The 24367-nt window shown below is 48.4% G+C and carries 17 protein-coding genes; 9 read left to right on the top strand and 8 right to left on the bottom strand.

Translation table 11 applies throughout. The features are described 5' to 3' along the window. Positions 1 to 57 precede the first annotated feature (57 nt). The 6 genes from ACJJIK_RS10490 (at position 58) to ACJJIK_RS10465 (ending at position 10483) form a co-directional block, all read left to right on the top strand. On the top strand, positions 58 to 1791 hold the full coding sequence (locus tag ACJJIK_RS10490) for an SLC13 family permease (RefSeq protein WP_444932172.1): 1734 nt from the start codon (positions 58 to 60) through the stop codon (positions 1789 to 1791). Positions 1792 to 1796: 5 nt separating this feature from the next. After that, the gene (locus ACJJIK_RS10485; RefSeq protein ID WP_444945002.1) at positions 1797 to 2717 is read left to right on the top strand and encodes a glycosyltransferase family 1 protein; all 921 of its coding nucleotides are present in this window, start codon (positions 1797 to 1799) and stop codon (positions 2715 to 2717) included. Then, a complete protein-coding gene (locus ACJJIK_RS10480) occupies positions 2708 to 4750 on the top strand; it encodes a capsular polysaccharide biosynthesis protein (RefSeq protein ID WP_444945001.1) in 2043 nt (680 codons plus the stop codon). The genes ACJJIK_RS10485 and ACJJIK_RS10480 overlap by 10 nt, the downstream gene beginning before the upstream one ends. A gap of 241 nt (positions 4751 to 4991) precedes the next feature. Continuing rightward, positions 4992 to 6050, top strand: a complete 1059-nt coding sequence (locus ACJJIK_RS10475) for a phytanoyl-CoA dioxygenase family protein (RefSeq protein WP_444945000.1) — start codon at positions 4992 to 4994, stop codon at positions 6048 to 6050. A gap of 1223 nt (positions 6051 to 7273) precedes the next feature. Further along, the gene (locus tag ACJJIK_RS10470; protein WP_444932168.1) at positions 7274 to 8515 is read left to right on the top strand and encodes a capsule biosynthesis protein; all 1242 of its coding nucleotides are present in this window, start codon (positions 7274 to 7276) and stop codon (positions 8513 to 8515) included. A gap of 201 nt (positions 8516 to 8716) precedes the next feature. Then, positions 8717 to 10483 carry a DEAD/DEAH box helicase gene (locus tag ACJJIK_RS10465; protein WP_444944999.1) on the top strand — a complete coding sequence of 589 codons (1767 nt, stop codon included), beginning with the start codon at positions 8717 to 8719 and terminating at the stop codon, positions 10481 to 10483. Between the two features lie 92 nt (positions 10484 to 10575). On the opposite strand, the gene ACJJIK_RS10460 is transcribed toward ACJJIK_RS10465, so the two are convergent. Further along, positions 10576 to 11115 carry a cytochrome b gene (locus ACJJIK_RS10460; protein WP_444932166.1) on the bottom strand — a complete coding sequence of 180 codons (540 nt, stop codon included), beginning with the start codon at positions 11113 to 11115 and terminating at the stop codon, positions 10576 to 10578. Between the two features lie 184 nt (positions 11116 to 11299). Next, positions 11300 to 12247: a LysR family transcriptional regulator gene (locus ACJJIK_RS10455; protein ID WP_444944998.1), complete on the bottom strand. Its 948-nt coding sequence runs from the start codon at positions 12245 to 12247 to the stop codon at positions 11300 to 11302. A 172-nt stretch (positions 12248 to 12419) separates the two neighbouring features. Here ACJJIK_RS10455 and metE point away from each other — a divergent pair, with 172 nt between their 5' ends. Beyond that, positions 12420 to 14654, top strand: a complete 2235-nt coding sequence (gene metE, locus ACJJIK_RS10450) for a 5-methyltetrahydropteroyltriglutamate--homocysteine S-methyltransferase (RefSeq protein WP_444944997.1) — start codon at positions 12420 to 12422, stop codon at positions 14652 to 14654. Positions 14655 to 14721: 67 nt separating this feature from the next. Here metE and ACJJIK_RS10445 read toward each other — a convergent pair whose 3' ends face one another. Beyond that, a complete protein-coding gene (locus tag ACJJIK_RS10445) occupies positions 14722 to 16773 on the bottom strand; it encodes an amidohydrolase family protein (RefSeq protein WP_444944996.1) in 2052 nt (683 codons plus the stop codon). A gap of 205 nt (positions 16774 to 16978) precedes the next feature. Beyond that, positions 16979 to 18280, bottom strand: a complete 1302-nt coding sequence (gene pepQ / locus ACJJIK_RS10440) for a Xaa-Pro dipeptidase (protein ID WP_444944995.1) — start codon at positions 18278 to 18280, stop codon at positions 16979 to 16981. 83 nt (positions 18281 to 18363) lie between these two features. Here pepQ and purU point away from each other — a divergent pair, with 83 nt between their 5' ends. Both purU and ACJJIK_RS10430 read left to right on the top strand, forming a co-directional pair. Beyond that, entirely contained in the window at positions 18364 to 19203 is an 840-nt protein-coding gene (purU, locus tag ACJJIK_RS10435; protein WP_444944994.1) for a formyltetrahydrofolate deformylase, read from the top strand. A gap of 152 nt (positions 19204 to 19355) precedes the next feature. Next, positions 19356 to 19667: a hypothetical protein gene (locus tag ACJJIK_RS10430; RefSeq protein WP_444944993.1), complete on the top strand. Its 312-nt coding sequence runs from the start codon at positions 19356 to 19358 to the stop codon at positions 19665 to 19667. A gap of 158 nt (positions 19668 to 19825) precedes the next feature. Here the strand turns inward: ACJJIK_RS10430 and ACJJIK_RS10425 are convergent, their stop codons facing one another. The 4 genes from ACJJIK_RS10425 to ACJJIK_RS10410 are packed head-to-tail and all read right to left on the bottom strand — an operon-like array spanning position 19826 to position 24304. Further along, entirely contained in the window at positions 19826 to 20239 is a 414-nt protein-coding gene (locus ACJJIK_RS10425) for a hypothetical protein (protein WP_444932159.1), read from the bottom strand. A 20-nt stretch (positions 20240 to 20259) separates the two neighbouring features. Continuing rightward, positions 20260 to 22428 (bottom strand): DUF4303 domain-containing protein, encoded by a 2169-nt coding sequence (locus ACJJIK_RS10420; RefSeq protein ID WP_444944992.1) that lies wholly within the window; start codon positions 22426 to 22428, stop codon positions 20260 to 20262. 60 nt (positions 22429 to 22488) lie between these two features. Beyond that, on the bottom strand, positions 22489 to 23583 hold the full coding sequence (locus ACJJIK_RS10415; protein WP_444944991.1) for a hypothetical protein: 1095 nt from the start codon (positions 23581 to 23583) through the stop codon (positions 22489 to 22491). Next, a complete protein-coding gene (locus ACJJIK_RS10410) occupies positions 23573 to 24304 on the bottom strand; it encodes an SIR2 family NAD-dependent protein deacylase (RefSeq protein ID WP_444944990.1) in 732 nt (243 codons plus the stop codon). Before ACJJIK_RS10410 ends, ACJJIK_RS10415 begins: the two co-directional genes overlap by 11 nt. Between the last annotated feature and the right edge of the window lie 63 nt (positions 24305 to 24367).

The following is a 24367-nucleotide window of genomic DNA, read 5'->3' as shown; positions in this document are numbered from 1 at the left end:
AGGTGCGTATACAAAGATTAGCACCAGGATCGGTAACTTAAGCGGCCCCTCAACCTTATGATTTTTCCCCAACTACTTATTTCCGGTATCTTTGCACTGGTTATCGGATGCCTGATTTTTACTCGCTTCCGCCCATCTCTGGTGTTCGCTTCAGCAGCAGGAGTTTGTTTCCTGGCGGGGCTTGTACCGATGGAATTGGCTTTACAAAAGGGTACCAATCCGGGCTTGGTTACTTTGGTGGTACTTATGCTGGTGTCAGTGGGGTTAGAGAAGGCGCGTTGGCTGCGCTCCATTTCAGAGGGGTTAATTAAAGGCTCCTTGAAAGGTAGCCTTCTGCGTCTAACTTCAGCAACCGCGCTGAGCTCGGCTTTCCTCAATAATACCGCAGTGGTAGCAGCTCTATCATCAAGTATCAAAGGACAGAGACGTTTACCCGCAGCTAAGTTGCTGATGCCTCTTTCCTATGCGGCTATCCTCGGTGGTACTTTAACCTTGATTGGTACCTCTACAAATCTGATTGTCAATAGCTTTGTTTTAGATCGGGGGCTGCCCGGGTTGGAGTTTTTTGCGTTTGTTCCAGTGGGATTAGCTGTGACTTTGGTCGGGTTAGTTGTACTACTTCTGTGTAATCGCCTACTGCCGGAGGGAGAAGTCGCTGAAGAGCCGGTAGCTGAGTATTTGCTTGAGGCAGAAGTGGTGGCAGGCTCGCCTTTACATGGCAATACTGTTGAGCAGAATAGCCTGCGTCAATTGGAGACTTTCTACCTTATTGAGATCGTGCGGGATAATCAAGTGATCAGCCCAGTAGGGCCCTCGGAGGTTATTCGCTGTGGGGATAAACTGATATTTAGTGGTGATGTACGTGATCTTGGGCGTTTACAGGATATTGAAGGGCTGCGTTTATTTGCGCTGGAAGATGAGGAACTGGATCTTAATCTTACCGAAGTGGTGATCACACCTAGCTCTAGTATCCTTGGTCAAACTTTGAAAGGCTGTAGCTTCCGAACGCGCTTTGATGCAGCGGTAGTTGCCATGCGCCGAGGTGGCGATAGACTTTCGGGAAAGCTGGGAGAAATTGAATTGCGTGCGGGAGATGCTTTGCTGCTGGCGGTAGGGCCGGATTTCCGACACCATTTGAATATCGATAAGAATTTCTATGTAATCAGCGGAACAGAAGTTCGGCGTGATCTTTCCCGGCGCGACAACTGGCTACTAGGTTTAGGCTTCTCTGTCGTCGTAGCTGGAGCTGCACTGGGTGCCTTCTCTTTACTGAAAGGCCTGGTGGTATTGCTCGGTGGCATGATTGCTCTGGGGATTGTATCAACTACTGAATTACAGCGACGCTTCCCCTTCCAGATATGGCTAATTATTACCAGTGCATTAATACTAGCAGAAGCTTTTGCTGGTACTGGCTTAGCAGACCTAGTGGCTCAGGGGCTTAGGGGGCTACTGGCCGATTGGGGACCTCTGGCTGGCTTAGTTGGTATCTTTTTACTCACTTTGGCGTTAACAGAACTGATGACCAACAATGCCGCAGCAGCCTTGACCTTTCCTCTTGCCTGGAGCCTGGCTGAGAGTTTTGGGGTAAGCTGGATGCCGTTTGTGATGGCGGTTGCCTATGGCGCTAGTGCAAGCTTTTTAACTCCTTTCGGGTATCAGACTAACCTTATCGTACAAAACCTTGGGGGGTATCATCTGAGAGACTTCCTGAGAGCTGGGTTGCCATTGACTATAGCCTATTCGCTTACTGTCATAGCATTACTGCCTATTGTATTCCCCTTTGAGGCTTGATAGCTTTGGGTCCCGTTGATCGTTGGCTAATCATTGAGGAGGGAAGGAACCCTTCTACAGATTATTTTATTTTACCATTTCTTCAAAAGCTAGGAGTAAGTTGGGAGCGGGCGGGGTTTAATGATTATCCACTGTACGAAAATATAAAGAATACTAAATTTATATTTGTACGTTATATCCCCAGGAAATGGCAGTCGCTTATTGATAAAAATGGTGCGAAAATTCCCGAGGTCTATTTTTTTATAGATGATGACTTGTTTGATTGGCAGGCTTTTTTAACTATGCCAATTAGATATCAAACGAAGATTATAAGGTATAGCTGGTCAAAACAGAGTTGGTTGAAATCAATTGGCGCAAAACTTTTAGTATCAACCCCTTATTTGCAGGGAAAATATACTGATTGGAATCCTGAGTTATTACATGCAAAATCATTAAAAATAGAGCGGGATAATAGTCTCAGTATTTTTTACCATGGCTCGGCCTCACACCTTGATGATATTCGTTGGCTTAAACCTATTGTATCGGAAGTTCTAAAGCAGAATTCAAGGTTAACCTTTGAAGTGATAGGCGGATCGGGCGTAAATCGCCTTTTTAATGATATTCCCAGGGTGCAGGTATTACACCCTATGAAATGGCCTACCTATATATCTCTATTAAAGAAACCCGGTCGTTCAATAGGTTTGGCACCATTGTTGGACAAACCATTTAATCGAGCAAGATCTCATACTAAATTCTTTGATATAACACAGAGTGGCGCTGTAGGTATTTACGCTGCCGGTGATATATATGGGCGAATAGTTCGTCACCTTGAGAATGGTTTGTTACTGCCGATGAAACCCTCTTTATGGATCGATGGAATTTTGCAATTGGCTGAAGATGAAGTGTTACGGGAGAATTTATTGGTCGAGGCGAAAAAATGTCTGTAGCTGGACACTGTTCTTTAGGGTTGCGTCAATTTAACTTTCTTGAGGTTTTTCTTGGAAGTCGTTGTCAGTATGTGATGTTTCGCCCCTCTAGGCAGATAAAATTTATGTTCGGCTGGGGGCTCAAGCCGACAGCGATAAAAGCAAAAAAAATAGCGGCTAAAGCTGGTGTGCCCTTTGTTTGTATAGAAGATGGTTTTTTGCGATCTTTGGGGTTGGGGGTCAATGGAGCCGTTTCTCACAGCTTGGTGATTGATCGGACAGGAATCTATTATGATGCCTCCAAGTCTAGCGATCTGGAGAATTTAATCATAAAGTCTGATTTTGTCGCAGAGGAATTAGATAGAGCGGAAAAAGGGATTGAGTTGTTGCGGAGTAACCAACTTTGCAAGTATAACCAATCTTTAAAGCGACCTTTAAATTGGTCGAAAAAATCCCCTAAGGTATTAGTTGTTGATCAGACCTTTGGCGATGTTTCTATACGGGCGGGATTAGCTTCGCCAGCACACTTTCAGGATATGCTAGAAAGCGCTATTAAGGAAAATCCAGAAGCTGAAATTTATGTCAAAATTCACCCAGATGTTATAGCTGGCAAGAAATTAGGGTATTTACACGAGCTGGCTTTAAAGCTTAGGTGTAATATTGTCTCTGAAGATATTTCGCCCTGGTCAATTTTTGAAAGTGTAGATAAAGTTTATGTTGTAACTAGCCAGCTGGGGTTTGATGCTTTAATTGCAGGTAAAGAGGTGCACTGTTTTGGCTTGCCATTTTATGCGGGTTGGGGGTTGACCCGAGATAGGCAGAGCTTGGCGCGTAGAAATGTGAGTCGCTCCCTTGCTCAGGTATTTTGCGCAGCCTATTTGCGCTATTGTCAGTATATAAATCCTTATACCGGTCAAAAATGTAAGTTCGAAGATACGGTTGACTTAATTGTAGAGCAAAGGAGGCAGTGGCTTAGGTTTCAGGGGGCGTGGCTTGGAATCGGTTTTTCTCTTTGGAAGAAAAAGTTTATTCCTAATTTTTTAGGTGGGTCAGCAGGGTTAACCTTTGCCGGTAGTGAAGATGCTATTGCTCGCTATCCCCGGGAAACTAATGTTTTTGTCTGGGCAAGTAGAGTTACTGAGAGCTTGTGTAGAACGGTTGAACAGGGGCGAAAAAGACTTTGGAAGGTTGAGGATGGATTCTTGCGCTCCGCTGGTTTGGGGGTAGATCTGGTTGCTCCCAGCTCATTGGTTTTTGATTCTAGAGGTATTTATTTTGATGCCAGCTCTCCGAGTGACCTGGAATATATTTTAAGGGAAACACAATTTAGTAGTGCAATACTAAGGAGGGCTGAAAAATTACATTCAATTTTACTTAAAAAGAGAGTAACTAAATACAATATAGCGGGTCCTATTACTTTGGATATACCTTCTAATAAAAAGGTAATACTGGTTCCGGGACAAGTTGAAAGCGATGCATCAATTAAATTTGGCTCCCCCGTTATAAAAAGTAACTTGTCCCTTTTGCAGCAGGTTCGGGCTGAGAATCCTAATGCGTATATCATCTATAAACCTCATCCAGATGTGGTGGCTGGAGCGCGCTTAGGGAAATTGCCTATTCACGCGCAGCTGACTTATGATTCGCTGCTCCAAGAGGGCGATATCTCATCTGTCTTGGAGCAGGTTGACGAAGTGCACACTATAAGCTCACTTGCCGGTTTTGAGGCTTTGTTGAGAGGCGTGAGAGTCGTGACTTATGGTCTACCTTTTTATGCTGGTTGGGGGTTGACCCACGATATATTGATTGCCAATAGAAAATTGGCAATCAATGATTTCAGTGACTTCAAGAGGCGTAGGGCTCGCACCTTGACTTTGCCTCAATTGATAGCGGGTACCTTATTACTCTATCCGAATTACTCTGACTGTAAAACGGGCGATTTTATTGATGCAGAAACTACGGTTGAATTGTTGGAGCGAAGGCGTGCTGAGCAGGAGAAGAAAGGGGTTTTATTTTCGGTGTTTTGTTGGTATCGAAGAGCATTTCTCCGCTATTAGATTTTAGATTGGCTTTATTGATGTTAAGGGAGGTTGAGATTTTTCTGGCGGCCTTTAATGTTAAGTATACTTTTCAATCCGTATTTGAAGTGTAGTTTGACGAAGTTTTAAAAGAACTGAAGTATAGAGTATAAAGGCTCTGTAACTCGGTATAGGATTTGAGGAATTATTCGGAGGTTTTTGTTTGTTTACGTTGCCAATGTGGGTGATGTAAGCATTTTTATTTGTTAAGGAGGCGTTAATGCTTCGCTCTATCTTAAGCTTGACCTGGAAAACCCCCAAGTGGATATTTGAGCTGCTTAGCTGGGGAAAAAGCTTTAAAAATAATCCGATTATAGGTAATTACTGGCTTAATCTTTGTGGGTTACATGTGATTCGTGTGATTGTGGCGCATGCACTATTCCGGTTTCGCTTGTTCCTGCTTTCGCCCCTGGTGTCTCAGAGATATCGAAGAGAGTTTATTGAGAAAGGTTATATCCTTAAAGAAAATTTTTTGCCAAAAGAGAAGTTTGTTCGCTTACTTAATGAATTAAATCAATTTGAAGGGGCGGTTAGGGAGGTGATAGAGGGGACAACTATCACACAAAGAATTTTCATGGATCATCGCGAAAGAAGAAGGGCTCCAGAATTCGATGATTTAGTTAAAAATAATTTGTTAGACCGCTTAATGCGATTTTGCTCCTCAAAGAATAGACCGCCATTATTTTATATAGAAAACCTATGCAACCACGAGAATGTAGATCCCCGGCCAGATCCGCAGCGAGATCTTCATATGGATACCTTTCATCCATGTGTTAAAGGCTGGCTGTACATGGATGAGACCAGTGATGTTAATGGCGCTTATGTCTATGTTCCTCATTCTCATAGGTTAACGGTGCAGCGATTGAAGTGGGAATACAGGGAGAGTCTGGAGGCTTGTAAAAGAGGCGAGCTTAGATCCCCGGGACGCTATTGGGATGGTTCTTTTCGTGTGCGTGAAGAGGACCTAAAAAAAATGGGGTACCAGCTTAAGAAGTTATCCGTGCCGGCTAATACCCTGGTGATTGGCAACGTATATGGCTTTCATTGTCGTGGAGAAGCTCAGAAAAAGTCTAATCGTATGACGGTATGGATGCAGGCTCGCGACAACCCTTTTAACCCGTTGTTTACCCCCTTTCCAAGAGTGACTGCTAGAATATTTGAAAAGGTATGGAGGCAGGCATTAATACGACTTGATGCTCGAAAATTGAAAAGTGGAGAGCAGAGAGGTTACTACGGCCGCCTGTCGAGGGGTAATCAAGGAAATGGTGTAGATTATTAAAAAATACTTAGGGGCTAAAAAGTGGGGAGGTGGGTTGGCAGTGTATCTCCAGGGTTTCGTTTAGCCTCTTTGTTGATATATCTTTGCTACGAGCTTTTGGTGCTGTCAGTCAAATTGGATCAGTATTTGCTAGAGATATGATATTGATACTATTGTTCCAAAGCTGTGGGGTTTCCATCTTCATAATGCCCACTCATTTTCACTTAAAAATCGATTAGCTCAGATGTTGGCCTTTGCTGGCAGGCTTTATATTTTCTACGGTGAAATCTCTGAGAAAGAATTTCTCGCCTTCTTTTGACCTGAAGGCTTGAGAATCGTACTTGAGGGAGCCCCTGAATCGCTCTGAAGCCTCTGCAAGACGAGGGTTGTTAAGGATTGTAGCTGCTCACGGCGGACTGCGCCTAATCTTATAACGTTCAAGGTCTGCAGATATATTACAGAATTATTCAGAAATATTCTGGTTTATAGTGATTTTCTAATTGGCTTATTTTTGGGGGTAGACCAATCAAATATTTCCCCTTTGGGCGTGAGTAGTAGATTTTGCTATAACCTCTAAGGTTGTAAGGACTAAACGTATATTTTATATTGGGATATTTTTTGATTGTTAACTTGAATTAGTGGGGAGCTTGAGTTTATTTGGAATGCTCACTTGATACGTTCGCCTTATTATTTTAACGCTTCTTGATAAAGGGAACCTCCAAAGTGTGACGGACTCTATAGATATAGATTAGCTTTCCTGAAGTCTCAAAGAATATTTGATGCAGCTTTAGGTGCAATAATGGCTGAATATGATGGCGATCTTTCTAGTTGGCGGTGCTGACATGGTTTTTCTCTTCCTATAAGATAGCGGGCCTAATTTATTGGCGGAGTTTAGAGCCGTAGTAAGACTGAAAAGATCTTATACTCTCCACCATGTCGGTAAAAGTTTAGATAAAAATTACCACTTAAGCCTTGCTCGAAAGTTGTTGTGGTTTGTGTGGATAAAATAAATGGCCGCTAAAGCTGGCTATAGTAGCTGAGGTTTATTCTTGCTGGCACATTTGTATCGTTTAATTGCGATGATTGTTTTAGGTGTTTCTGAGAGGTGGGAAATGATATGTGGCACTATATCAGTGGGTCTGGGACACTATAGTGTATTGGAATAGTTGTCATTTATTGTCCAAATTGTATGCATCTGTAATAGCTGAGCACCAAATAACTGATACTCAGGAGCAGGGCAGATAATGTCTGTGGCTGTCTTTTTACAGGGCCCTCATGGTCCATTCTTTGCAAAACTAGCGAGGAGGCTCTCACAGCAGGGCATAGTTACGCATAAAATTAATTTTAATGGCGGTGATCGTCACTTTTCCTGGGCTAATTTTCAGGTTGATTTTTCTGAAAGTGAAAATGATTGGGCGGATTTTTTCAAAGCGTACCTTGTTGAGCATGCAGTCAAGGTGGTATTTGTTTATGGTGATTGTCGCAGTTATCACTCAAAGGCTCGGGATGTTTGTAAATCTTTAGGAGTTGCCTTTGGTGTTTTTGAAGAGGGGTATTTACGGCCAGACTTTATAACCCTTGAGTGGGGAGGCGTTAATGCTTATTCGAATGTGGACTGGTCTAGGGAAGCAATTGATGAATATCAATCCTGTCGTCGTAAGCTGGCCCCCCCGGTAGGGCAAACTTTTTGGCATCGTGCCATTTACGCTACGCGCTATTACGTGGCTATGCGTTTATGTCGCTCACGGTTTCCATCGTACCATCATCATAGAAATCGGGATTGGAAAGCGGAGACGGGGTGTTGGTTGCTAAGCTTTGTCCGCAAAGGCCTCTATCGGCTAACCGAATGTCACCTTATGCAAAAACTGACAAGTCAATATAGGCGCCGTTTTTTCTTATTTCCTTTGCAGACTCGCGATGACTTTCAGCTGCGCGAGCATTCAGACTTGCTATCAATTGAGAATTCAATTGATAGGGTGCTGAAGTCTTTTGCCAAGAATGCTCCCGCTGACACGGTGATGGTAATAAAACACCACCCAATGGATCGTGGGTTTTGTCACTATCAGCAACTGATTGATAGTTTAGAGGCCCGCTATGGTATTCAAGGTAGAGTTATCTACTGTCACGATCTGCATTTGCCAACCTTGCTTCAGCATGCACTTGGGGTGGTGACTATTAATAGCACCGTCGGTATTTCCGCGCTGTTGCACGAGGTGCCCACGAAATTACTTGGCCGCGCGCTGTATGATATGCCAGGCCTAACCCACCAGGGGCCTCTGGCAAGCTTTTGGTCTAATCCTGAAAAAGTCGACATTTCACTATTTACGCGCTTCCACACTTATCTATATGAACAGACCCAGCTGGATGGAAGTTTCGCTCGGGCGACAAAATCAATGATTGAGGCTGTGGTAAGTCGCATGACAGAAGTTTCCGCTGACACCCCTAGCCCCGGGCTACCCTGGGTAGAGAGAAGGGGCGCTATCTAGCGGTCTTTTGGTGCCACCTTTGAGCATATTCCTGCTTATTGCCCTACTTTGGAGAAGGGCAATTCTTTCATATTGCATCGGGTGGCCACTCTTTGTTTAAAAAATAGGCTGATCTGGATCGTCTAACCTGTTAGACTGCGCGGCCTTTTACCCACCGCTCCGGTCCCGAGATAGGGACTTTGGCTTCAAGTGAATTCCGAAATGACCGATACCCCTAAAGCGGCCGGCTTCGACCAGTTGGGTCTGCCGTCTGAAATCCTCAGTGCCATCGAAAAGCTCGGCTACGAGACTCCCTCCCCGATCCAGGCACAAACTATTCCGTCCCTGCTGGAGGGGCGGGATGTGCTAGGCCAGGCCCAAACCGGCACTGGCAAGACCGCAGCCTTTGCGCTGCCACTACTCTCCCAGTTGGACTTGAACGATCGCCGTCCCCAGGCACTGGTGTTGGCACCGACCCGTGAACTGGCTATTCAGGTAGCTGAAGCCTGTCAGTCTTACGCAGCCAAGTTGAAAGGTTTCCACGTTGCCCCTATCTACGGTGGCGCTGATTACCGTGGTCAGATACAGCAGTTAAAGCGCGGTGTGCAGCTGGTGGTTGGCACCCCCGGGCGGGTGATGGACCATATGCGTCGCGGCTCCCTGGACCTGTCCAATCTGCGCACCCTAGTGCTGGATGAGGCGGATGAAATGCTGCGCATGGGCTTTATCGATGATGTGCAGTGGGTACTGGAGCAGATTCCTGAAGAGCGCCAGATTGCGCTGTTCTCCGCCACTATGCCAAAAGAGATTGCCCGCATCGCCCGCGAGCATCTGCACGAGCCGGTTGAAGTAAAAATCCGGGTTAAGACTGAGACTGCGGAAACCATTCGCCAGCGCTACTGGCCGGTTGGCGGCCTGCACAAACTGGATGCACTGACCCGTATTCTTGAAGCGGAGCCGGTGGACGCCACGATTATCTTCGTGCGCACCAAAAACAGCACTGTGGAACTGGCAGATAAGCTGGCCGCCAGAGGCTTTGCCAGTGCCGCCCTGAACGGCGATATGGCGCAGAACCTGCGTGAAGCCGTGATCGACAAGCTGAAAAACGGCAAGCTCGATATTGTTGTAGCCACCGATGTTGCGGCTCGTGGGCTGGACGTGAAGCGTATCAGCCACGTGATCAACTACGACATTCCCTACGATACCGAAGCTTATATTCACCGTATCGGTCGTACCGGCCGTGCCGGTCGCGAAGGCGATGCGATCCTGTTTGTGGCGCCTCGCGAGCGCCGTATGTTGCGAGTTATTGAAAAAGCGACCAAGAAGCCGATCGAAAAACTGGATTTGCCCAGCGCAGATGCAGTTAACAGCGCCCGTATGCAGCGCTTCCGCGAGCGCATCACCGCGACCCTGGAAGGCCAAACGGATCTGGCGCCCTATCGCCAGCTGGTTGAGGAATTCCTGGCGCAGAATGAAGTTGACCCTCTGGATGTTGCCGCCGCACTGGCTGCAATGGCCCAGGGTGATCAGCCTCTGCTGATTCAGGAGAAAGAGCAGAAGCCGCGCAAAGAACGTCGCGAGCGCGACGATGACTTTGACGGCGGTCGCCGCCGCAAAAAGGAGGGCTTCGAGAAAGATCGCAAGCTGCCGCCGCCCGATGAGGGACTGGAGCGCTTCCGTATCGAGATCGGTCGCGAACAGGGCGTGCGCCCTGGCAGCATTGTTGGCGCTATTGCCAATGAAGTGGATCTGGACAGCTCCTATATCGGCCGCATTGAAATCTACAATGATTTCACCACGGTAGATCTGCCTCAGGGGATGCCGAAAGAGGTGTTCCAGCACCTGAAAAAGGTGCGTGTTTCCGGTAAGCCGATGAAGATCACCCGCTTTGATGAAGCGGCGGTCAAGTCGAAAGGGAAGCCCAAGGGTAAGCCTAAGTTCAAGCCCAAAGGTAAGCCCAAAGCCAAACGCGGCAATAGTGACGAGTAAGCCGCAGCTGTTGTAGCGGGTTTATTCCGGGAGAGCGCAGCCCTGCGCTCTCCCATTCAATTTCTCTTCTTTTATTTCTTCCCAGTCTTAAATTAGCGTTGTGGCAGCATACGAGTGAGTGTGTTATCGCGAGCGATAAAGTGGTGCCACAGGGCCGCAGCAATATGCAGTCCAACCAGTACGAGTAGGGCGGGCCACAGTACGTCTTTGTGCAAGAAGGCGATCTGCTTACCCAGGTCTGGATTTTTAGCGAACAGATTGGGTACGGCAAACAGACCAAAGAACTCGGTATCGCGCCCAAACAGCTGGCGCATCACAATACCCGATACCGGCATAGCCAGAATCAGCAGATACAGACCGCCATGGGTCAGGCCGGATAGTGCTTTTTGCCACTTGTTGCCCTCAAGTTGCGGGCGCTTGTGACGCGCGCGCCAGTAGAGGCGCAGGGCCAGAAGCATCAGGACACCGACACCTAGAGAGAAGTGCAGTTGCATAAACCAGCCGCGCATGGGATCGCCGCGCTCGTAAAACTCGTGCAGCTCAACCGCCCCCCATACAGAGAGCAGTAGGATTACAAAAAGCCAGTGCAGTCCTTTACTCACTGAGTTCCAACGTTCAACCGGGTTTGACATAGAGGGTCTCCTACAAAGTCCGGGCTTTTGACCGGGTACAGGCCAATGCCGTATCTATTTATGGGGGCGCGATTTTACCGGTGTCTCCGGCCAGTCCAAACTATTGATTGCTTCACCGTTTACCTGTCCGGATTGATCAATAAATGCACGGGTTATTATTTCCATGCAGGCCTTATCTGCCCAGTTAACTTTTGTAAGGGGCTGTCGCCGCTCTTAGCCCCTGTAAATTGGCAAAGCTGGTCTCTTTCGCGGTTTTAAGGAAGTCTGTGAGATAGGCTTGTTCGAGCATATCTTCCCTGACTGCTGCGTATAGAGTGCTCCAAAGTCCCTCTTTACCCAGCTTGAGCTGGGAGACAAATCCCTTTTGCTGGTACTCGTGCAGCGCCCAGTTGGGCAGAGCGCAAACTCCGCGACCACTGGCTACTAGCTGAACCATCATCATGGTGAGTTCTGCGGTTCGAATACCCGCAGGCTCTATACCGGCGGGGTCGAGGAAGTGCTGGAAGATATCCAGCCGTGCGCGTTCAACCGGATAGGTGATCTGGACCTCGCCGGCCAGTTCTTGCGCTTCCACCCAGCGCCGTTTGCTCTCCTGCAGCAGTGGGTGCTTGCGGCTGATGGCGAGACACACCTCAAAGCTGAACAGAGGTTCGTAGTGCAGACCTTTGAGATCCGGGTCTGGATTGGAGGTGACAACCAAGTCCAGATCCCCGCGCACCAGTGCGGGCAGGGGGGCGAAGTGGAAGCCGCTGCACAGGTCCAGTTCCACTTCGGGCCAGTCGTCCCGGTAGGCATTTAGTGCGGGCATCAGCCACTGATAACAGCTGTGGCACTCGATAGCGATATTGAGCCTACCCGCTTGCCCCGATGCCAGTCGGGACAGGTCCCGCTGCGCTATAGCTACCTGGGGCAGTATGTCGTCGCCCAATTGCAGCAGTCTCAAGCCGGCACTGGTAAATCGCAGCGGCCGGGATTTGCGCACAAAAAGTTCCTGCCCGAGCCGGTCCTCCATCTCGCGAAATAAGTGCGATAGAGCTGACTGGGTCAGGTGAAGGCGCTCCGCAGCGCGTACCAGGCTGCCGGTCTCTCGCAAAAGGCTCAGCGCACGCAAATGGCGCAATTCAATCAACATTAAAATTATTCATGTTGCTTGCAAAAAATATGAAATTGATTGGATAACAGTGTAGGCACACAATCAAGTCAGGACTCTCGCCAATGCGACCGTTACCGAAATCGCAGCTGCGGGATATTTCTCAATGGGGCAACTTTGTTCCCCTCATAGGAAAGAGCTTAGGAAGGCGGCCATGGTGCAAACACATATCCTCGGCTATCCGCGTATCGGAGCCAATCGTGAACTAAAGAAAGCGCAGGAAGCCTATTGGCGCGGTGATATATCCCAGCAACAATTGCTGCAAGTGGGCGCAGAGATACGCTGTGGTAATTGGCAGCTCCAGAGTGAGGCCGGGTTGAATTGTGTGACTGTGGGGGATTTCGCCTGGTACGACCAGGTATTGAACCACTCCCTGCTGTTTGGTGTGGTCGGTCAACGCTTTAAAGAAAGAGCGGCGGACAACAAGCTGGACCAGTATTTCCGCTTGGCCCGTGGCCGCGCGCCATCGGGACAGCCGGTGGCGGCCAGTGCCATGACCAAGTGGTTTGATACCAACTATCACTATCTGGTGCCTGAGTTTTCCAAAGATCAGGCCTTTCCCCTGGATAGTGAGTGGTTACTTGCCGAGGTGCGGGAAGCCCAATCCCTGGGCTACAAAGCCAAACCGGTCGTTATCGGGCCGCTCACTTACTTGTGGCTGGGGCGAGGCGTGGATCGCCCTCTGGAGTTACTGCCAAAACTCCTGCCCTGCTATGGGGAGTTGCTGTCTCAGCTCGCCGGCCTCGGGGTTGATTGGGTACAGTTGGATGAGCCCATACTGGGCCTCGATCTGTCGGGCGAGTGGCGCAGAGCCTTTGATAGCGCCTACCAGCAGATTGCGGCGGCAGCCCCTGAGCTGAATACCCTGTTGGCCACCTACTTCTCCCCTCTGCGCGAGAATCTGGAGCTGGCATTCTCCCTGCCTGTATCCGGTGTTCATATCGACTGTGTGCGCGCACCGGAGGAGCTTAAAGCTGCGGCTCAATTGGCCGGTGAAAATAAGGTCTTGTCTGCAGGGGTGATTAATGGGCGCAATGTGTGGCGGGCGGACCTGGATCGCTGGCAGGTTACTTTACAGCCTCTGGCGAAGCGGTTGCGGCAGCGCTTGTGGCTGTCTGCCAGTTGCTCCCTGTTACACAGCCCTGTGGACCTGGAAACAGAGGTTGAGCTGCCCAGCGAGCAAAAACAGAGACTCGCTTACAGTCGCCAGAAACTTCGTGAGTTGGCCCAATTGCAGCAGCGACTCAATACGGATATGCAAATCTCTGCCGCTGGCAGAGAAAGTTGCGAGATTGGGGGCTCCATTGCCGATCAATTGCAGGATACCTGGCGCCAGCAGCGCTTTCGGGATCGCGCTTTGGTACAGGCTGAGCGCTGGCAATTGCCGCTACTACCCACCACTACAATAGGCTCATTCCCACAGACGGACCTTCTGCGCAGTGTGCGCCGCCAGTATCGCAGCAGTGAGATTTCCGCAGTGGATTATTTAGCGCACCTGCGCGCTGAAATTGCCGAAGCCATCCGTCGCCAGGAAATTCTCGGCTTAGATGTACTGGTACACGGTGAGGCCGAGCGCAACGATATGGTGGAGTATTTTGGGGAGCAATTGGATGGCTTTGTACACACCGGCAACGGTTGGGTGCAGAGTTATGGCTCCCGCTGTGTGAAGCCGCCCATTATTTTTGCCGATATTTCCCGCCCTAACGCTATGACGGTAGAGTGGAGCCGCTATGCCCAGAGCCTTACCTGCAAGCCGGTAAAAGGCATGCTCACAGGCCCAGTCACCATTCTCAACTGGTCCTTCCCGAGGGAAGATATCCACCGCAGTGAGAGCTGCCTGCAAATTGCCAAGGCGCTGCGGGAGGAGGTACTGGATCTTGAGGCGGCCGGTATCGGCATTATCCAGATTGATGAGCCGGCCCTGCGCGAGGGGGTTCCCCTGCGGGAGTCTGAGCGCGGGGATTATTTTGCCTGGGCCGTGGGGTGTTTCCGCTACACCTGTAGCACTGTGAAAGCGGAAACTCAGATCCACACCCATATGTGTTACAGCAATTTTAATGCAATTATGGATGCCATTGTCTCTCTCGATGCAGATGTGATTACTATTGAATCGGCCCGTTCCGACTTGCGCCTACTCAGTGCGTTTGCCGATAAGAGCGGTGGTTACCCCAATGAAATTGGACCGGGTGTTTACGATATTCACTCACCCAATGTGCCAGAGAAGGGCGAATTGGTGGCGCGACTGAAGAAGATTGCCGAGGTGGTGCCGGTTGAGCGACTCTGGGTAAACCCGGACTGCGGCCTTAAAACCCGTAGCTGGGCCGAAGTGGGTTCATCCTTGTTGAATATGGTGGAAGCGGCGCGCACTGTGCGCACTGAATTGCGCTAATTGCTTAACCAATAAAAAGCCGGCAATCATTTTGTTTGCCGGCTTTTTTTGTGTCGGTTATACGGATTTATTCGGATTTGGCCGCTATCGTGCTAGTGCCGTTTAATTCAAATGGCGCCGAAGGGTGGAAAGGTTTGATTCCCAGAGCTGTGTACAGCTCATCCGGGCGATACATATTTTGCCCTTCGAGCACCAGCGCGGTGCGACGCAGTGCGCTGATATCCTCTAGAGGATTTCCCTCCAGTAAAACCAGGTCTGCATTTTTTCCTACCGCGATACTGCCGGTGTACTCGTCGACCCCCATAACCTGTGCCGGTACCAGAGTGGCGGTGCGCAGCACATCAATATTGGGAATACCGGCTTTGACATAGAGCTCCAGCTCGCGCAATAGAGTGAATCCGGGGATACCATCGGAGCCCGCCACCATAGTGACCTTGTGCTCGTGCAGTTTGCGCATCATCGCCAGCAGGGCATCCGCCGAAAGGTCGTAGTCATCCCGATGCTCCGGTTTTACATCCAGCTCGGCGCCGACAAAAGTGCGCTGGATATTGACTGGAAGGTGGTCGGTAATATCGGCAAATTCAGGATCTACCTTGCCTGGCTGGCGCAGTAACATGGAGCTGAATACGGTGGTAGTTGCGTCTACGACGGTGCCTTTTTCGGCCAGTTTATCCAGGAAAGCGGCGACTTCTTTGCTCTCCAGGTCCAGTTCATGGGCGTGTTCCCCGATTTCTGTAAAGCGCAGTTTTTTACGGGTATCTAGCTTGCCCATAAAATTCAGAAATAGCATATTAATATGCTGAATTTCATCAAAGCCCGCATCTACCGCTTCTTCGGCGGTCATAAATGCAGGAATATGGCCGGATAAACGCATACCATTATCGTGGATATGTTTGGCTAAGGGCGCGATCCACTCGGGTTCCATCGAGCTGTAGGTTTTAATTTGCTGGTAGCCGCGCTCCGCATACCACTCGACAATTTCCTTGGCTTCCTCCAGGCTATCTGCGGTCTTGCCCATGCGCATGGCATTTTCACTTTCCCGGTCCATAAACCCTGCACGGAAAAGGTCGCCGCCGATAATTTGCTCGGACTCATACATCCCGGCAATGCGTGAGATGTTTTCATGCGTGTTGCCGATATCGCGCACATTGATAATACCTGCGGCCATATTCAGCACACCATCGGTAGGGGACAGGTGGGCGTGCATATCCCAGAGGCCGGGAATCAGTGTATGGTTGCGGGCATCGATAGTAGTTGCCCCTGTGGTTTTGATCGGCGTTTTACTGATTTTAGCGATCTTCCCCTGTTTAATCAGAACATGCTGTTTTTTCACGAGTTTGCCCGACACCATATCAACCAGATTGACGTTACTGATCAGGATGGGTTGGGTTGATGTGTGGGTATATTTCTTGGCAATGTTTTGCAGGTACTGGTCTGCGGCTGCGACTTGTCGAGTTTTGAGTAGCTCCAAGTGCGATTTATCCCAACCTTTGCGCAGGATGGCGAACCAGCTGCCCTCATCGGAGGCAAATAAATCCCCGTTGTCATCATACCAGGCGAGATCTGGGGTAAAGCCCAGGCCGCTTACGCCGTAAAGGTGGACGGTTTTCTTTTGCTCGCCTTGTTGCAGGGTCACTTTATCAAGCTTATGCAGGCGTGCTTGTCCTTGCGGCAGTAAATCAATATTTTGATCTGCATCGGCAATCAGTGCTTTTACCAATTGCGCCTGTACTGCAAGGGTGCTGTTCTTGGGAATATAAAATTGGACTGCGGAAGTTTTTGCGCTGCCATGTTCATCGGAACCTTTCCAGCGAGCGACACCCTTTTCCAGGGAAAACTCTTCACTGACTGGAGCACCAAACGGGCTGATCCCTTCAATGGATAGTTGCTCGGGCATTGCCGCCTCACCGATAGTGAAGCTCTCCTTGAGGTTCAGGCGGCGGTTATTCCAGCCGAGCTTTAATTCACCAGATACCTTTGTTCCATCCTGGTGAATAATTTCAGAGCCGGCAATGCCCTCTTTATCGTAAAAAATATACTCGATTGATTTTGCATAAGCGCTATTGGCTGCGGCTAGAACTGTGGCTGCGATAAGCGTTGCCAGTGTTTTTTTTCTCATGAATTGTCCCTTTTCTTGTTGTAATACCGGTGATGGACTTTGGCTTCTTTTCGGTGAGGGGGCAAGCAGCTTAGGGGCGCAAGCGGCGAGAGGAAAAGCGGGAGCGGTAGGGCGTTCTTTAATGTTTTAACTTTCGGAGTAAGGTAAAGGTATTGCGAGAGCGCTTACTTGTAAGCACTCTCACAATATTGCTTTAGTCTATGAACTAAGGAGTGCGAGAAAGGTTTTCGTTGCCGGTTGCGTGTACGACAATATTGTCTTCAATACGCACGCCGCCGTAGGGGCGGAAGCTGTCGACCTTATCCCAGTTAACCTCGGCAGCGAGTTTTGAGTCTTTCAGCTCTCCCAGTAGGCTATCGATAAAGTAGAGCCCCGGCTCGATGGTAAATACCTGGTTCTCCTCGATAGTTCGGCTGGTACGCAAGAACGGATACTCGGCCGGTGGGGGTGTGGTGCCGCCATCGGGGCCGCTCTGGTGACCGCCCACATCGTGTACCTGGAGGCCGAGGAAGTGACCCAGGCCGTGTGGCAGGAATGGGCGGGTTAAGCCGGATTCCACGGCATTCTCGGCAGAGGTTTTGATTATGCCAAATTGGGCCAACAGCTCTCCCACGTTTAAGTGGCACTGGCGATGCAGTTCCGGGTAAGGCAGGCCAGGTTTGAGGCCGTCTACCAGCTGCAACTGCTTTTCATCCATAGCCGTTACCAGCTCTGCGAACTCGTTATCGGCATAGACGTAGGTGCGAGTGATATCAGAGCAGTAGCCATTGCAGTCAGCCCCCGCATCGATCAGGAAGCTTTTCAGCTGCGGCTCGGGCAGGCGCTCAGTGGATAGGTGGGTGTAGTGCAGGATTGCGGCGTGTTCATTCAGGGCAACAATATTACCGTAGGGCATACGGTTCTCGCCCTGGCCGGTAGCACCGAGGTAGGCCTGGTTGATTTCAAATTCACTGGCACCACTGCGAAAGGCCTGCTCGGCAGCGCGGTGCCCATTGACCGCGATACGGTTTGCCTCACGCAGGCAGGCGATTTCATAGGGGGTTTTGTACGCGCGGGCCCAGTGCAAGCGGTTGATCAGTAGCTCCGGGTTATTCTCACCCAGCGACCAGCCCTGTAGCCTGTCGCTCTCGCCGATAAAAGCGGCATTCTCTGCTCTCAGGAACGCCTGGGCATCGGCGGGCTTGCTCAGTAGCTCGATATCGTAGAAATCACTCCAGAAAGTCTGCGGTGCCGGAGGTACATAGTGCCAAAAGTCTACAGGGCGGTAGAACAACAGTTTCGGCTTTTGTCCGCGCTGGTAGATTACCCAGCTGTGGGGATTGTCGGTAATGGGGACCAGCGCCTTAAAGTGGGGATTCACCTTAAACGGGTAGTAGTTATCGTCCAGAAACTGCACCCTGGGGGCGCCACTGAAGACGTTGAGGGTCTCAAACCCGCTCTGCTCGAGGATTTCGTCGTAGCGGCGGCACAGGGTGGCCATATGATCGGCGTAAAGGTTTTTATCCATGTTCTCCCCGGAATGGATCGCTGAATCGTAAAGTCGGCATAGTGTATAGTCTGGACTCTGGATATTTGGCCTGAAATTTGACCATGGAAAAGAAGATACTGCTGACCGATTGCCCCGATGATAAGGGCCTGATCGCCAAGATTACCAATATTTGCTACAAGCACCAGCTGAACATCATCAAGAACGATGAGTTTGTGGACCGGGCGGAGGGGCGTTTCTTTATGCGCACGGCCCTGGAGGGCATCTTTAACGATACGACTCTTCTGGAAGACCTGGATATGGCACTGCCCCGGGGGGCAGAGCGGCGCCTGGTATCCATTGAGCGCAAGAAGCGCCTGGTACTGATGGTTACCCGCGAGCCTCACTGCCTGGGGGATATCTTGATGAAGTGCTATTCCGGTGCGATGGATGTAGAGATTACTGCCGTTATTGGCAACCACCCGGACTTGGAGGGGCTGGTTCAGAAGTTCGATATTCCCTTTCACTGGGTGTCAGCGGAAGGATTGGAGCGTGGTATTCACGAGCAGCAGGTGGCTGCCCTGGTGGATGAGTACAACCCGGATTATCTCGTGCTAGCCAAGTATATGAGGGTGCTGACCCCTGATTTTGTCGCCCGCTATAGTGGTCGTATCATTAATATCCACCATTCCTTCCTACCGGCATTTATCGGAGCCAAACCCTATCAACAGGCTTACGAACGCGGGGTGAAGATAATAGGGGCGACTGCTCATTTTGTTACCGATGACCTGGATGAGGGGCCGATTATTGAACAGGATGTGATTCATGTGGATCACGCCTACTCGGCAGAAACCATGGCAGATGCGGGCCGGGATGTGGAGAAGTCGGTTTTAACCCGGGCCCTGCAATTGGTATTACAGGAACGGGTATTTATTCACGGAAATAAAACGGTCGTGTTTAAGTAGTGTCTGGAACCATATTCAAAGTTTATTTGAGTTGGGGGATTGTTTGGGTGGATTATAAAAAATTTAATTATCTTCGGTGGGTAAAGGGGAGTGTGGGGCTGTGTTTGGCGGCCCTTCTGCTTGCCTGCTCTAGCAATAAGCCAATTCCAGGGATGAAGGAATCCTTTATCACTCAAATCGCGCCGAATGGCGCTAAGCGCTTTACCTTTACCCTGGAAAGAGAACATCAGGGTATAGCGCCGCCTGTATCGGGGTTGCCCAGCTCTCAGCGCAGTATGGGGCAGGGCGCCACTGGTATTCGAGGCATTTCAAGTAGTCGTGTAGAAGGCTATCTAAACTGGGCTTTGCCGCAGAAAATATTGGAAACGGGTTTTTGTAAGCGCGGTTATTTTGAAATTGAAAGAGTGGTTTCTAAGTATGGGGCCGAGGTGCGCGGTGAGTGCCGCGAAGGGGCTGGGGAGTAGGGGCGTGACTCTGCTGGTTAGAGGCACTAAATAATTTGCCAAAATCATTTCTGAGCAGAAGGCCCCTCAGCAAGGGGCCTTCTGGAATTTATCCACGATATTACAGCTTTAGAGGCGTATAACATTCACACTGCTGTTGCGAAAGTATTGTGGATAGCCTAATAATCGAAGCCATAATCTCTTACATCGATAGACTGGCCGATAAACTTCTCCAGGGTTTTCTTGTTGTCAAGAAACCACTTCAGGCCAATTTCTGTATATTCAGTGGTTTCGAGAATGACATATCTTCGATTTGCTCTAATAAGTTTCGCCTCAAGTGTTATCCAGCCGCTACCTTTAGCTCGAGTCATATAGCAGATAGTGGCTTCAGATATAGCGGGAAAAGCAAAGCTCATTTCTTCCTTGTTTAGGTAGAAAGTTACCGAAGAATCATCAATTATAGCGATCAGATGGTTTGGTGGAGCTGAACTTAATTGTTTCTCCTCTTTCTCTGATAGGGATAAAGTCCATGATTGTTTTTCAGCAAAAGAAATTTTAGCACCCTTGGGCAGAGGAAGAGTTTCTATTCTCATATATTATTGTCCTGCCTAAATCACGATACTAAATTTTTAATTAGGTAATCAGGTGTTATTTCCAGCATGCGCCAGTATTGAACATGTTCATGGTACTTGTGCATATCGTAAGTAGTTAGTCCTTGACTTGGGCTGACTTTAGCTGCCTCAGGGTAGTGAACGCAGTCAAAATCCAGGTGTGCCTTGTTGTAGCTTTCATTGAGGTGCTCCAATAGTGCCTCTTTTGCATGGTGATAAGCCTGGTCATAGTCACTACCCTCGCAAATCACATTGTGCTCAGACAGGGATTTGTTGGTTAGTAGCTTGTTTGACACAATCCCAAACACCTGGGCATAAGCTTTCCCTTCACTGGCAAATACACCCACAGGAAATTTTACACTGGCTGGTTTGCTGCCAATAAGCCAGACCTCTTTTACTCCCTCTTTTGTTTGTGCGCTTTTAAATCCAGGCATAAACCCATCGTGCCGATTTTGGAAAAACTCAATTCTCGAAAGTGAGTTTCTGCTAACCTCCATATGTATGATGAAACTCTTTTGGGGGAACTCTTGTTGTAGTATATCCCCAAGTTTTAGAGCGAAGCGGCGGCCAATAGAGGGAAGGAAATCATCTTTTTTAAACTCTGCACCAATGAAATGGCCGTAAAGCTTGTCAATCTCTTCATAGAAGGGTGATTCTTTCAGCAGTGACATCAGGTTAAGTCTGTTTTGGGCGGCCTCAGATTCTGAGCTACCGTTGCGAAAGAAATCTTGCTCCGTGTGCTGCTTAAGATAGATGCCTCCGTCCTCGTCAAAAAAGGAAGGGTTAAATTTTTCAAGAAGAGCATCAAAGTCTGACAGACAAAAAGAAGGTGGTGTTGGGGATTCCTTCTCCTGTTCAGCGTGTTGGGTTTGTAATTCATGGTCAATGGAGGATAGTCGATAACCCTCTTCCATTTCTTGCTGTATCTTGTCTGCAACAGATCTGTTATGGATCTTTGCAATATCTTCTATTGGATCGTGGGAAGTATCACCGGCAGTTATCCAGATAACACAGCCTGTTCTTTTAATATACTCAGAAATCTCAGGAAGTAGGGTGATTTCTTTTAACTGTTGTATAAGTGCCTGGTGTATTTTTTCTGAAACCTCCCTGTGGAGGTCGTAAAATTTATCTGAGCAAGGATCAATATTAAGGTACTTGGCGGCGTGCTCCCCAGCCCTGTCTATAGTATTTGATAGCTTCTGCAGGAGCGTTTCTGTCTGTTTAAGCGCAGTCTCACTCTCCGTATGGTAGGGCGAGTCACATGGGCTCCAGCGCAGCTGAGTTCGATTATCCTCCAAGCTTAGCTGTGAGTGCTTGTAGTATGCCTGTGCAACATAATCGAGCCCTTTCTCGGAGGTAAGGCTGGGGAACAGGTACGAGGTGCAGTCGCCATTATGATATAAGTAAAGAGAGTAAATATTGTGCTCACCATAATCAGTAATAAATCGTTTAAAGGCATCTCCAGTTTCCTTTTTGGCGATTTTGGCTAATTCTTCCAGTAGGGTGCTGAGGGTAGTTTGAGTTTTTGTGTCTAGCGAAGAAAAGATGCTGCCATCACCAAGTTGGTAGTACCACTGGGAGACCGCCTCCCCCGAAATCCTCGACATGTATTCAAAATTTTTAATTCGATCTTTATTTACATTGCAATAGGAAATGCCGATGGGCCATGCAGATGTATCGTTGCTGTCTGTGAATAAACTGTGATACTGCTCGAAAAGGTTGTTGATATATATTTGTTTTATTTTGTGGCTGACTTCTTTTTGTAATCTATAAAGTTCGCGAGTTTTTTTACGATTTCTTTTGTCCCTTGCTGTGCTCCATATGCGGCTGGAGATTTTTTGGGCGATAGAGGAGGATTTTTTTAAGTTGAGTTGCTTATCATGCTGGAATTCTTCTATGCTCCAGCGCAGTAAATTTTCAAGTTGTATTTGGCTGGCTTCACAGGTTTGCGCGCGTTTTAGCGCGGCTTCGGAAAGTCCGCTTCTTGTTTGAAAGCGAAGTTTCAAACAGCCTAAACTATCATCCAGCACTACACCATAAAGATCTTCGTCTCTGTATTTTTTCTGGAGTAGCTTGAGATTTGTAGATAATTCCTCTTGCACTGTTTCGTTAAGCTCGGCAAGTGCCCAGTCGTAATTCTCTATTGTTTCTTGGTCTTTAGCTTCAGGCATGATGTCTAATTTCTAGTGGGGGTGTATTTTGTTAATGTTGTGGGCGGCTATTTGGCTTACTTATAGGCTCCACCGATTGATTGTGATTTTTCCCTGCTCTCCAAAGGCAATTAAGGCTCTTTCTTCAGGGATATATAGATCGGCAAAAATCCCTTCTTTTTTACAGAGAAGTGCTCCATCTTCAAGGCTCCATATTGTTAGCCCTATGGGTTTTTGTTCTTTGTTGTGTAATCCAGAGAATAGATAAGTGTCACAAAAGAAGATATCGTCGGTGGGACCAGAAATAGACAGTAATAACTCTTCGGATTCTGCATCAAAGATAGCGGCTTTGTTCGCTGGTTCATCAGTAGACTCTCCATCTCCCGCGCCCCATATACAGAGCTTTTGCTCATCAATCCAGAAAAATGGTGAGTCCCAGAAATAATCCCAAATGGCGTAGCTGCGCATATTGGGGCTTTTATCAGTCTCCCAGAGACTGCCATTTAGCCATGCCTTGAGATCATAACTTAAGGCAACACCTACGGGATGCCATATCCAGCCAATCGTTGCGAGACGTGTTTGATTGGGGGATGGCTTGAGAACACCTGACCACTCTTTGAAGACCCAGTCGTCATCTTCATCGCACTCTTCAAGATCTTCATCAAGATCTCTCTGGGTAATGATTTCCCCAGTTTCAAGATCTGTAATGTCGAGGCGATTCCAGTCGGTAGCGTGCACGAGCAGGGTTTTATTCTGGTGCTTTAGGAAGCACACCGGCAGTGGTGTTTGCTCGGTATGATAGTCACCAGCTGATAGGGTCAGTATATTGTTGCCATTTTCTGCATCGATGACAGTGCCTTTACATATCGCGGCTTGTTCATAAGATCTGCACTGTCTCCAGGTGACAGCGAAGTATCTAGCACTGTCATTACAGTAGAGGTGAAATTCTGCACTTAAGGGTAGATCTAGATTGAGCAGGTTTGCAATGATGTTTGATTCACTTGTATTTATATTGATGCGAATTAATTCGGATTTATCGGTTAGAATAAAGATAGATTGGCTGTCCTCGGGACAGTTTGTGCTGGCTAAAATTCTCGTTTCTTCTAGTTGTGGGGTGTAGAGTTGCTGCTCTTCGAATTTAAACTTCTCTATGCCCGTTTTGTTATTACTTTTCATTCTCTATACTTTCATTTTGTTTTTTAATACGCCATTGTTGGCAAATATTTGGGACCAATTTGCTTGCATGTCCCCTAATAAGTTTGAAGCCAAAAGGTATTCTCTCAATATCCATAGTGACAATAATTTTTTTGGCGTGGTAGCGTGCTTTTTTCAGTAGGGCGGCAGCAGGTTGGACGGTTAATGAGCTTCCTACAACGAGTACATGGCCGGCTTCGCTCAGGTGTTTCTTGGCGCTATCGATATGAAAAGGCACCTCGTTGAACCAAACGATATGTGGCCGCAATTGGCTGCCCAGTTCACAGAGGTCCCCCAGATGAATGTCTCTCTCTGCAATATCATATATATGATTGGCGTCAGCGGTACTGCGCGCTTTGTTGAGTTCTCCGTGGAGGTGAATAACTTGAGAGGAGCCTGCACGCTCGTGCAGGTTGTCAACATTCTGGGTAATTACCACAACCTCAAAGTCGCGTTCTAATTCAGCAATGGCGAGATGGGCGGCATTTGGTTCGGCTAGTGCGGCATTCTTTTTGAGTTGGTTATAGAAGGAGAGTACAAATTGAGGATCGTGTTGCCAGCCACTGGGGCTGGCAACAAGTTCGATCGGAGTTTTTTCCCAAAGCCCATCTGCATCTCGGAAAGTCTTTAAGCCACTTTCAGCACTAATGCCTGCGCCAGTAAAAACAACCACTTTGTTCTGGTTTATCGGCTTTTTTCCCATAAGTTACTAATCGTCCTGATTCTCATGGTAGATAAGTAGAGGGGTAGTCTGGCCACAGTGTAT

The sequence above is a fragment of the Microbulbifer regidiadema (SeqCode) genome, from assembly GCF_052466995.1.
Note: the sequence above shows the minus strand (reverse complement) of the source record. Positions and strands in the feature narration are given on the sequence as shown.

Coding starts and splice junctions, on each gene's coding strand:
- ACJJIK_RS10490 (WP_444932172.1), top strand. CDS start 58: ATGATTTTTCCCCAACTACTTATTTCCGGTATCTTTGCACTGGTTATC.
- ACJJIK_RS10480 (WP_444945001.1), top strand. CDS start 2,708: ATGTCTGTAGCTGGACACTGTTCTTTAGGGTTGCGTCAATTTAACTTT.
- ACJJIK_RS10475 (WP_444945000.1), top strand. CDS start 4,992: ATGCTTCGCTCTATCTTAAGCTTGACCTGGAAAACCCCCAAGTGGATA.
- ACJJIK_RS10470 (WP_444932168.1), top strand. CDS start 7,274: ATGTCTGTGGCTGTCTTTTTACAGGGCCCTCATGGTCCATTCTTTGCA.
- ACJJIK_RS10465 (WP_444944999.1), top strand. CDS start 8,717: ATGACCGATACCCCTAAAGCGGCCGGCTTCGACCAGTTGGGTCTGCCG.
- ACJJIK_RS10460 (WP_444932166.1), bottom strand. CDS start 11,115: ATGTCAAACCCGGTTGAACGTTGGAACTCAGTGAGTAAAGGACTGCAC.
- ACJJIK_RS10455 (WP_444944998.1), bottom strand. CDS start 12,247: ATGTTGATTGAATTGCGCCATTTGCGTGCGCTGAGCCTTTTGCGAGAG.
- metE (WP_444944997.1), top strand. CDS start 12,420: ATGGTGCAAACACATATCCTCGGCTATCCGCGTATCGGAGCCAATCGT.
- ACJJIK_RS10445 (WP_444944996.1), bottom strand. CDS start 16,773: ATGAGAAAAAAAACACTGGCAACGCTTATCGCAGCCACAGTTCTAGCC.
- pepQ (WP_444944995.1), bottom strand. CDS start 18,280: ATGGATAAAAACCTTTACGCCGATCATATGGCCACCCTGTGCCGCCGC.
- purU (WP_444944994.1), top strand. CDS start 18,364: ATGGAAAAGAAGATACTGCTGACCGATTGCCCCGATGATAAGGGCCTG.
- ACJJIK_RS10430 (WP_444944993.1), top strand. CDS start 19,356: ATGAAGGAATCCTTTATCACTCAAATCGCGCCGAATGGCGCTAAGCGC.
- ACJJIK_RS10425 (WP_444932159.1), bottom strand. CDS start 20,239: ATGAGAATAGAAACTCTTCCTCTGCCCAAGGGTGCTAAAATTTCTTTT.
- ACJJIK_RS10420 (WP_444944992.1), bottom strand. CDS start 22,428: ATGCCTGAAGCTAAAGACCAAGAAACAATAGAGAATTACGACTGGGCA.
- ACJJIK_RS10415 (WP_444944991.1), bottom strand. CDS start 23,583: ATGAAAAGTAATAACAAAACGGGCATAGAGAAGTTTAAATTCGAAGAG.
- ACJJIK_RS10410 (WP_444944990.1), bottom strand. CDS start 24,304: ATGGGAAAAAAGCCGATAAACCAGAACAAAGTGGTTGTTTTTACTGGC.